Origin of the sequence: Secundilactobacillus oryzae JCM 18671, assembly GCF_000740055.1 — a bacterium.
GTDB lineage: Bacteria > Bacillota > Bacilli > Lactobacillales > Lactobacillaceae > Secundilactobacillus > Secundilactobacillus oryzae.
Genome location: NZ_BBJM01000052.1, coordinates 1 through 5991 on the forward strand (window position 1 = coordinate 1; position 5991 = coordinate 5991).

Consider the following 5991-nt stretch of genomic DNA (forward strand, 5'->3'; position numbering starts at 1 on the left):
AGACTAACTTTGACCAGATAACGACTGATGAAATCCTGGCAGCACTTGAGCTTATTAATCAACGACCATTAAAAATCCATCATCAACAGACTGCCATTGAAAGTTTCCGGGCTTGTTCGGATTAAACTTGTAATTTGCCACACAAAGAAATAAAGGAATTGGTCATCAACTTCTGATTTTTGCCGAAAAATATGCGCGAAACAATAATTGCAAGTGTCTTGAAATTGGAACTGGTACAACTAGTTTTGGACAACTTTATCTTTATCAAAAATGTGGTTTCCGGGTTGTTGGTGTTGATCAAAACTTCTTTACAATTCACTATGATAAAGAGATTACTGAAAATGGTCTTGTTTTAAAAGACATGATACGTTTGAGGAAAGTTCTAAAATAAGTCTTGTTTCTCTTATAGGGTCCATAAGTCCCAAATAGCCCCTCGAAAACATTGAAAGAATAACCCCCAATATCTATAATATAGATGTTGGGGGTTATTTATTTTCATATTATAAAAATAACTCCTTCTATTTGTCATTTTTTCGATACCTTTTAGCACGATTTTGACCAGGAAATAAACGATCATGCGATCCGACTCGAATGCCAATTAAGACTAGTTCATCTTTATCAATCGTATAAACCACCAGGACATCGTTAGTTTCGCTTGGTGTTTTGTTTTTCGGGGTATCTCGTAAGTGAAATTCATTATAACCGCTCATTCGCCGATTAAGCTCATGATCTTCAAATTCTGCTGGTAATTGTTGTTGCTCAAGCAACAGATCAATGGCTGCTCGAACTTCATCAATAATAGATTTGTCTAAACTGGCTAACCGTTTTAGATCAGCATTAAAGGTTGCACGTGGTTTAAATCTTAGTTTTTTCATTATTTAAACTGACCCCAATAATCATCATTTGATTCAACAATTTCATCATCAGGTAAAACATGGCGTTTAATTAACTGATCACGCGCAATTGCATATTCTAATGAACCTTCTTTCGCTTTTAATGCTCTTTCTAGCCAGTCCATTTTTTCTTGTGAAACGATGGCCACTGCGCGACTGTTTGAACGAGCAATATAAACGGTTTCATCTTCGTCATTAACTTGATCTAAATATTTTTTTAGATTAGCGCGAAAGTCGCTCTGTGTTAGTGCTAATGTCATATTTACCACCCTTTCATTGTACTTAATATTGTACTTTAAATTGTACTAAAAATCAATTTTTTAAGGAGCTAAAACTATGCAACAAATTGTCTTACCTATCAAAGATTCAAATGTTCTCAAAGAGGTGCAAGATACCTTACTCAACAGCTTTAAAGCTGGCCGGCGTAACTATACAGTTTTTCAAGTTGGCAAAGCTACGCTACTGAGAGTGAGTGATGTCATGCGCTTAAAACAAACCGATATTTTTAATCCGGACGGTTCTATTAAACAAAATGCGTTTATTCACGATCGAAAAACGGGTAAACCGAATACCTTGTATCTTAAACCAGTTCAAACAGAGCTCTTATTGTACCGTCAATGGCTACTTGATCATAGACTAGCCTCTGAGTGGCTCTTTCCTTCCATTCAACACCCTGAGCGCCATATCACGGAAAAACAGTTCTACAAAATTATGAGTAAGGTTGGCGATCTGTTAGGAATTAATTATCTAGGAACCCACACAATGCGCAAAACCGGGGCTTATCGGGTCTACACGCAGTCTAATTATAATATTGGTTTGGTCATGCACTTATTAAATCATTCCAGCGAGGCCATGACTTTAGCTTATTTAGGCTTGGATCAAGCCAGTCAAGAAACCATGCTCGATCAAATTGATTTTGGTTGATATTAAGCGAGCTATTGCAGCAATTATTCTCTATAATACATTGATAGATAAGCTGAGAAAACAGGAGGCTAAGTATGCGACTTTGGCATGAGCAACTCATTAATAAACTTCCTCGCCAGCAACTACTAGGGCAGCATCGAGAACTTGCTGCTCTAAGAGGCAATGGCTGGGGTAAAAAACATGCAACTGTTAATTATGTATTCAAGCACTCGCCATATAAACTCTATCAATTTCACTTACTGGTACTGCATGAAATGCAGCACCGCGGATATCACCCCAATAAAAACTGGTTTAATCCGCTTTACCGCGGTATTCATTGTGATCCATATATAATTTTGAAAGAATGCCCGATCACTAACCCAATTTATCCAGAGCATAATGACGCATATTTGAAAGAATGTTTAGCTAATTTAGCCAGCAAAGGGATTATTTTATAAAGCAAAAAAATGAGTCTCATACTCGAGGCTCTTTTTTATATTTAGTTAATAATTCATATTAAAATTAAGGTATAGCCTCTAGTTCATATTTTTTATAGTTTACAATTCGTTAACAGGGCAAATTATTTTTTTAGTTTTGAATTTATGAGTTTGATTTTGTTGTCGCCAACGGCGGCTTCTAATACAGGTTCTAATCATTTTAGTATAACATAGAATAAATTCTATGTGTAAGTGCGCATTGAACTCATTTCATTCCGTTTAATGACGCTAAAAAATAGCTAACTTGATCATTGAAATAAAGGGTGTTTTTTAGTTCAATGCGCACTTATACACAACAACTAAAGTTGATTGTGCTTATACTAAAAAAAGTTGTATTAGATTTCGCTGCGCTCAAACAAATCTTTTTAATGGCTTTACACCGTTTTTCTTTCTAAACTTAATCACAATCTTTGAATAACTAACTATAAAAAGATGCCTTTAATTTAAACCTGAAATAATTAGCTAATGTTAGGAGTAACTCAGATGGACGAAAAAAAAGTATTAAAGCCCATTGATGAAATGCTTGCTGATCCTTGGCAAGTTGATATTCAAGAATTGTTTGAAGCTTTTGTTAATGAACCTGATGAGATCAAACAGAATTTGTATAATTCCTTGTACACTTACGTTTTGCAAAAAAGACAAGAAGATATTATTAATCGACCAGGATTTGCAATTTAGCCCTCTAAAAGCTCGCTGAGGGCTTTTTATTTTGTTTTGGCATAATTATATGTAAATAAGCTTAAAATTGCCGAGAATTGAAAATAAAGGCCTTAAAAGGGACGTAGCAGTTAAATTCTTATTATGTTTTAGATAAACTAAGTGTTTGCTGTCAATGGTAGCGGACGAGCAAAGCGTGGGAGCATAAGGAATTGACAGCTCTTAACCAGTCTTAACACTGAATTGGCGAAAGCCAAAGTTTCTATAAAACTTTGCTTTCCTGCCTAACGGCGAGTGAAAAAACGGTCAAGCTGGTTCAGCTTGGACGGGGTGCGGGGCGTCAGCGCCCGTGTAAATGTGGCTTGCCACACCTTTATGGCAACGAACGGAGTGAGGCGCAAAGAGCGTAGCGAATGGAGTGAGGCGCAAAGAGCGTAGCGAATGGAGTTTAATGTGAGCCGGTTTTTGGCTCACTCCTTTGTATTTTTGATTTTAGGTTTTGATCTCGTACGTGGTGCCTCTTTTATAATCTCTTTTATAAACCTCTTTTAAACCTCTTTTAGACCCCTCTTTAGCCTTACTCTCCCAAGACGTACAGGGGTTTATAGATAGAGTTTTGTCTGTTTATAGATAGAGTTTTGTCTGTTTATAGATAGAGTTTTGTCTGTTTATAGATAGAGTTTTGTCTGTTTATAGATAGAGTTTTGTGGTATTGTATATTCATAAAAACGTGTTTATTAAAAGAGGTGCTTCATTTGAGTAATGAAATTGTTAAATATGATCCAGAATTAAATACAATCCCACTTCGAAAATTCACTCCTGTTGAAATGAATTTATTCTTCTCAATAGTTTCTAGAATGCGTGACAAAGGTGACGAAACTGTAAGGTTTTCATTTGATCAATTAAAAGAATTAAGTGCATATAAACCTACAGCAAATAACCGATTTATTGACGATATTGAAAGTACTTATCAAAAAATTTTAGGCTTACGCTTTGGAAGGCGTAGTAAAGATGGGCTGCATCGTGAATTTTTTGTTATGTTTACCGAATTTGAGATAAACGGCCATGCTGATGATCCTTATGTTGATATTAAAATTTACCCCAAAGCTATAAAATTATTGAATGAGCTGGAAAGTTGGGTTCGTTATGCTTTATCAGAATTCAGAGATTTAAAAAGCAGCTACGCAAAAACCATGTTCCGTTTACTAAAACAATTTAGGACTACTGGGTACGCTTACTTTTCAGTTGCGGACTTTAACGAGCTATTAGATGTCCCTAAAAGCTATAAAAGTAGCAATATAAATCAATCCGTTTTAAAACCCATCAAAGAGGAACTTACACCTCTTTTTAGAGGCCTAACTGTTCGAAAAAAATATGGTAAAGGCCGCGGGAAACCAGTGATTGGGTATTCCTTTACTTGGAAGTCTGAAAAGAAAGACGCTAATGACTTCTCACAAGGTCAAATTCAAGATGAACGTCAAAAACTCTTTAACATTCAGCATAATGGTGAATTAACAGAGCAGGAAAAATGGCGCGCCATTGACAAGGTTAAAGGGTTAACTTTAGGCTCTACTGAGAAGCAAGCATTGGCTGATAAACAGGCCGAGCACGATAAAAAAATAAGAGATCAAGCAAGACAAGAAGCACTTGCTGAACTCCGAAAGGGGTTTGGAAATCATGCCTAAAACTATTAGAGAACTTGCTGATGAATTAAAGGTCTCCAAACAAGCCATTCAATATCACTACCAAAGACTACCAGCAAAAAAGCAATAAAAAGATAGTCGGGGTGCAAACATGATTAGCACTACAGCTGAGATGATTATTAGAGACAAGATAGCAAAGCCTTTGGTCTCAAAGAGCCAACAAACAGGTAGGAAACAGATACCAAAGACTAGCAAAGAAAATAATGAGCTAATTGCTACTCTAAGAAGAGAAATAGAAGATTTAAAGTTTCAACGTGACAAACAGCTTGCTACCAAGGATCAGCAAATAAGTAGTAAAGACCGACAAATAGATCATCTAACAAAATTGATAGATCAGCAGCAACGATTACAGTTGACGCCTTATTTGGTGGTCATTCAACCAACTATAACCAACAGTCGGTGCCACTTATTCGCCCAGAAGAATTTGCTACCTTACAACAGCCAGTTTTATATGCCTACAAGCTAGGCGTTTCACAAGTTGATAAAGCTTTTTGGTTTAAAGATGCACGTATGAAAGCAATGGTAGAAAACTAAGGAGTTTAAATAAAAAACATCGTTGCGCACATTATTGTGGTAACATTGTTCGCAATGAAGGAGTAATTTAGCATGAAGCTTTATTCTATGAAGGATATTGCAGAGGAAATCGGCAAAGACAAATCCAATGTTTATCGTTATATAAAGAAAAACAATATTGCGCACACTGATGTAAAAGAACGTACATTATTGTTTAACGCAACGCAAAAAAACTCCATTGTAAAAGGCATGGCAAGCAATCCAAACAATGACGTTGCGCAACGGTCGCAACATGCCCAGCATAATGAATATCATAGCGAAACAGATAATAATACTGATCAAATTATTGCTGCTATGCAGGATAATATTAAGAATTTAAAAGAGCAAAATGCCTTGCTAGCTAAACAGTTGGAAAGCAAGGATAAACAACTTGATGAGGCACAAAAGCTAATTGATCAGCAACAACAGTTAAACCTATCAACACAGCGTCTTTTAACACAACAAAATGAGCCGCAGGAAGTTAAGCAACAAACACAAACTAAGCAAAAAAGTACTGCACAGGCACAACAGTCAGAAGAAAATAGTGATGATCAAAAAAAGGCTTCAAAGAAGGGGTTCTTTAAGCGCTTATTTGATAACTAAAGGTACATGTTCATATGACACACAACTATTTTGTTTTTAGATTTGGCAAATTACAAGTTTAATCCGAACAAGCCCGGAAACTTTTAATGGCAGTCTGTTGATGATGGATTTTTAATGGTCGTTGATTAATAAGCTCAAGTGCTGCCAGGATTTCATCAGTCGTTATCTGGTCAAAGTTAGTCT

General features: G+C 36.1%; 7 protein-coding genes and 4 pseudogenes. 8 read left to right on the top strand and 3 right to left on the bottom strand.

Annotation, left to right across the window (positions count from 1 at the left end; genetic code table 11):
- Positions 1 to 125, top strand: a pseudogene (locus LOSG293_RS10195) (IS30 family transposase); the annotation flags it as partial.
- A 29-nt stretch (positions 126 to 154) separates the two neighbouring features.
- Positions 155 to 391 (top strand): annotated as a pseudogene (locus LOSG293_RS10200) (GNAT family N-acetyltransferase); the annotation flags it as partial.
- Positions 392 to 518: 127 nt separating this feature from the next.
- Here the strand turns inward: LOSG293_RS10200 and LOSG293_RS09305 are convergent.
- Together LOSG293_RS09305 and LOSG293_RS09310 are read right to left on the bottom strand one after the other, a co-directional pair.
- Positions 519 to 875: a type II toxin-antitoxin system YafQ family toxin gene (locus LOSG293_RS09305; protein ID WP_034529701.1), complete on the bottom strand. Its 357-nt coding sequence runs from the start codon at positions 873 to 875 to the stop codon at positions 519 to 521.
- The gene (locus LOSG293_RS09310; RefSeq protein WP_002834561.1) at positions 875 to 1153 is read right to left on the bottom strand and encodes a type II toxin-antitoxin system Phd/YefM family antitoxin; all 279 of its coding nucleotides are present in this window, start codon (positions 1151 to 1153) and stop codon (positions 875 to 877) included. The genes LOSG293_RS09305 and LOSG293_RS09310 overlap by 1 nt, the downstream gene beginning before the upstream one ends.
- A 76-nt stretch (positions 1154 to 1229) precedes the next feature.
- Here LOSG293_RS09310 and LOSG293_RS09315 point away from each other — a divergent pair, with 76 nt between their 5' ends.
- The 6 genes and pseudogenes from LOSG293_RS09315 to LOSG293_RS09345 all read left to right on the top strand — a co-directional run bounded on the left by LOSG293_RS09315 (position 1230) and on the right by LOSG293_RS09345 (position 5808).
- Positions 1230 to 1817, top strand: a complete 588-nt coding sequence (locus LOSG293_RS09315; RefSeq protein ID WP_034529703.1) for a site-specific integrase — start codon at positions 1230 to 1232, stop codon at positions 1815 to 1817.
- A gap of 74 nt (positions 1818 to 1891) precedes the next feature.
- Positions 1892 to 2254, top strand: coding sequence for a TIGR02328 family protein (locus LOSG293_RS09320; RefSeq protein WP_002834528.1), 363 nt, complete (start codon positions 1892 to 1894; stop codon positions 2252 to 2254).
- Between the two features lie 504 nt (positions 2255 to 2758).
- Entirely contained in the window at positions 2759 to 2971 is a 213-nt protein-coding gene (locus LOSG293_RS09325; RefSeq protein WP_034529705.1) for a hypothetical protein, read from the top strand.
- A gap of 734 nt (positions 2972 to 3705) precedes the next feature.
- Positions 3706 to 4635, top strand: a complete 930-nt coding sequence (locus LOSG293_RS09330) for a replication initiation protein (protein WP_034529708.1) — start codon at positions 3706 to 3708, stop codon at positions 4633 to 4635.
- Positions 4628 to 5008 (top strand): annotated as a pseudogene (locus LOSG293_RS09335) (DUF536 domain-containing protein); the annotation flags it as partial. The gene LOSG293_RS09330 and the pseudogene LOSG293_RS09335, both read left to right, overlap by 8 nt.
- 251 nt (positions 5009 to 5259) lie before the next feature.
- Positions 5260 to 5808 carry a DUF536 domain-containing protein gene (locus LOSG293_RS09345; protein ID WP_034529710.1) on the top strand — a complete coding sequence of 183 codons (549 nt, stop codon included), beginning with the start codon at positions 5260 to 5262 and terminating at the stop codon, positions 5806 to 5808.
- A 58-nt stretch (positions 5809 to 5866) separates the two neighbouring features.
- Here LOSG293_RS09345 and LOSG293_RS09350 read toward each other — a convergent pair.
- Positions 5867 to 5991 (bottom strand): annotated as a pseudogene (locus LOSG293_RS09350) (IS30 family transposase); the annotation flags it as partial.

Excerpts from the sequence above, each read along its gene's own strand:
- LOSG293_RS09305 (WP_034529701.1), bottom strand. The coding sequence starts at position 875 with ATGAAAAAACTAAGATTTAAACCACGTGCAACCTTTAATGCTGATCTA.
- LOSG293_RS09310 (WP_002834561.1), bottom strand. The coding sequence starts at position 1,153 with ATGACATTAGCACTAACACAGAGCGACTTTCGCGCTAATCTAAAAAAA.
- LOSG293_RS09315 (WP_034529703.1), top strand. The coding sequence starts at position 1,230 with ATGCAACAAATTGTCTTACCTATCAAAGATTCAAATGTTCTCAAAGAG.
- LOSG293_RS09320 (WP_002834528.1), top strand. The coding sequence starts at position 1,892 with ATGCGACTTTGGCATGAGCAACTCATTAATAAACTTCCTCGCCAGCAA.
- LOSG293_RS09325 (WP_034529705.1), top strand. The coding sequence starts at position 2,759 with ATGTTAGGAGTAACTCAGATGGACGAAAAAAAAGTATTAAAGCCCATT.
- LOSG293_RS09345 (WP_034529710.1), top strand. The coding sequence starts at position 5,260 with ATGAAGCTTTATTCTATGAAGGATATTGCAGAGGAAATCGGCAAAGAC.